This is a genomic window from Carnobacterium sp. (assembly GCF_049673005.1).
In the GTDB taxonomy this organism is placed as follows: domain Bacteria; phylum Bacillota; class Bacilli; order Lactobacillales; family Carnobacteriaceae; genus Carnobacterium_A.
Map to the genome: position 1 here is coordinate 1 of NZ_JBATXB010000119.1, position 3,094 is coordinate 3,094.

At 33.1% G+C, this 3,094-nt stretch carries 3 protein-coding genes; 2 read left to right on the top strand and 1 reads right to left on the bottom strand.

Annotated elements, in window-relative coordinates; genetic code table 11:
• Positions 1-398 (bottom strand): hypothetical protein (locus tag WBF61_RS08980; protein ID WP_424255806.1); only part of this gene is annotated, 398 nt, incomplete at its 3' end.
• 304 nt (positions 399-702) lie between these two features.
• On the opposite strand from WBF61_RS08980, the gene WBF61_RS08985 reads away from it, so the two are divergent.
• Both WBF61_RS08985 and WBF61_RS08990 read left to right on the top strand, forming a co-directional pair.
• Positions 703-2,064: a peptidoglycan DD-metalloendopeptidase family protein gene (locus WBF61_RS08985; RefSeq protein WP_424255808.1), complete on the top strand. Its 1,362-nt coding sequence runs from the start codon at positions 703-705 to the stop codon at positions 2,062-2,064.
• Between the two features lie 93 nt (positions 2,065-2,157).
• Positions 2,158-2,916, top strand: a complete 759-nt coding sequence (locus WBF61_RS08990) for a TrmH family RNA methyltransferase (RefSeq protein ID WP_424255809.1) — start codon at positions 2,158-2,160, stop codon at positions 2,914-2,916.
• Positions 2,917-3,094 lie beyond the last annotated feature (178 nt).

Consider the following 3,094-nt stretch of genomic DNA (forward strand, 5'->3'; position numbering starts at 1 on the left):
ATATCGTCACTTGTAATTTTTTCGTTAGTAAATTTATTATGTATAGAGAGTTGAATAGCGTACATTTTTTTGGCTGAAGCTAGTCTTTGTGAATAGTTTTTTAACTCCATTTCATTTGATTTAGTCAGATTGAATTCATTTAATACGTTTAGAGAGTCTTCAGCTTTAGTTATTTTTACTTTTGAAATAGATTCGCTTAAAAGTTGATAGTCATCATTTATATAGAGTTCTTTCACATTATATTTGGCGGTTGCAAGAGCTTTTTTGATTTCTGTTTCTATTTTTTTTGCTTCTTTCGCTTGTACGTTAATTTTATGTTGATGCAGGCTTATTCCACCTGTAATTAAGAATAAAATAAGTATAAGCACAACAAGTAGTTCTTTTCTTTTTTTTGTCATTTTCTAACTCCTTCTATGATGGATACATTCGCCGATACTAATCTACTTAACCTTTATCAAATAGGTTTTTCATTAGATATAGGAAGGCTTAAATATATAATATAACGAAAGAGTTTTAATTTCTAGCCTTACTTTAAAGTGAAAAGTACCGAATAAAGAGTAGAAAGGCTACGAGTTATTTAATCTATTTGTAACACTACTCGTGAATTTGTTACCTTAGAGGTATCGTTTAATTTCTCTTTTGATGCTATACTTATTAAGTTGGAAAAAATTGATTAGATAGATTTACAGGGGGTATTTTTTTTTGAAAAACAAATTAACTACAGGATTAATTGCAGCGATGTTGCTTGCGAGTCCTTTTGTAATGCCGACAGTGGCAAATGCTGAAAGTGTTCAAAGCTTAGAAAAGCAAAAACAAGAACTTGAAACCAAATCAAACGAATTGAACTCTAAAATTAAAAATGAAGAAAGTAAACTAAATAGTTTAGAATCAAAAAAAACTGAATTAGAAAATGATGTAAAAAAATTACAATCAAATATTGATGAAGTAGTTATCAAACTACATGAGCAAGAAAAAAAATTGTCAGAGTCAAAAGAAAAAATTAAAAAGTTACAGAAAGAAATTGAGAAACTTAAAGAATTAATTGCACAACGCGAAGAAAAACTTGAAAACCAAGCTCGTGTAATTCAAACAGATGGCAGTTCATCGAATATGGTAGAGATGGTTATCGCAGCTGAGAGCTTGTCTGATTTAATTGGACGTGTTGGTGTAGTGAATCAATTAGTGTCAGCGAATAAAGAAATTGTAACGGAACAAGAAAATGATAAAGCTACACTTGAAGTAAATGAAAAAGAAGCAGAAAATGAAAAAGTAGCAATAGAGAAATTAAAAAGCAGTATTGAAGTAACTAAAAACAATCTAGTTGCTCAAAAGGCTGAAATGGATGATCACATTGTTCAACTTGCTGTTCAATATAATATGACAGAAAAAGAGAAGAATACTTTTATCAACGAACAAAAAGTGGTTGCTACTAAAACAAGTGTCTTATCTAAAGAATTACAACAAGAGAAAACACGTATTTTTGAAGCTGAACAAGCTCGTCAAGCACTAGTAGCAGCGGAACAAGCAGCTACGGCGAAAGCCGCTAAACAAAGAGAAGAACAATTAACATCTTCTTCAAATAACAACAATCAAACTTCTCAAACTTCTCAGACTCCTCAAGCACCAGCAGTGGAAGCTACAAAACCAAGTGGTTCAACTGGTGGATCTAGTAATGGGTCTGGTTTTATCCGTCCAAGTAACGGTGTGGTAACGTCTCATTTTGGCTACCGCATCCACCCAATAACTGGACAACATAAACTTCATGGTGGAACAGACTTCGGTGGTAGTGGTGCGATTGTAGCTGCTCAAGGTGGAGTGGTTGAAGTTTCAGGCTACGATTCTGGTTGGGGTAATCATGTAACGATCAATCATGGAAATGGCTTGAAAACACTTTATGCTCACATGGTTTCAGGCAGTTTAGCTGTAGCTCCAGGACAAAGAGTTTCTCAAGGACAACACCTAGGAATAATGGGGACAACCGGCTCTTCAACAGGTGTTCATTTACATTTTGAAGTATACTTAAATGGAAATCGAGTTAACCCTGCCTCTTATTTGGGACTTTAAAAATAAAAACAGGAAACCTCTCTATAAAAAGAGAGGTTTTTTTAGTAGAATAAAAGAGCAAATGATTTTTATGAACGGGAGGTTTTTATGAAGATGGAAACAATTTTATCAGCAAAAAATGAGCGCGTAAAAGCATGGAAAAAATTACAGACAAAAAAAGGTCGCGAAAAAGCAGGTACTTATTTAATTGAAGGGTTTCATTTAATAGATGAGGCGATTAGAAACCAAGCAGTTATTTTAGAAGTAATGATTAGTGAAGACTCTATAAAAGAAGAGGCTTCTTCGTTGCCTGAGGACAAAACGATTCTTATCTCTCAAGAAATCTCTAAACAATTAAGTGAAACAGAAACGACACAAGGAATATTTGCTGTTGTGAAAAAAAATACGACTCCAGAATTACCGATCTTAGAGAAGCCTTATCTTTTTTTAGATAACGTTCAAGATCCAGGAAATCTTGGAACAATGATTCGCACGGCAGATGCAGCAGGTTTTGGTGGAGTAGTTTTGGGTAAAGGAACAGTTGATTTATACAACAATAAAGTTATTCGTTCGATGCAAGGAAGTCATTTTCATTTGCCTATTTTTCAAGATGATTTAGTTAATTGGTTTGAATTATTCCAGAATTCAGGGTTACCAGTTTATGGAACGGAACTAAATGAGTTAGCGGTTTCCTATCGAGAAATACAACCACAAACAGTCTTTGCTATTGTTATGGGAAATGAAGGCAATGGAATGGACAAAGAACTATTAGAACGAACCACTAAAAATTTGTACATTCCCATTATTGGACAAGCAGAATCGCTTAATGTGGCAGTCGCTGCGGGCATTTTAATGTTTTCTTTGACGAAATAATTTTTTCAAATATGTCTGATATATTAAGTTTTGTTTATAAAAGTTAAATATAGCTTGTAATGCTTCTCATTTAAATTTAAAAAGAGTAATATGTAGTTTACTAGGAAGAAATTTCTAAACTCTAAAAATAGAAAAGGAAGTCTTTGAATGTCTGAACCGAAATGGAAACAAGATATAG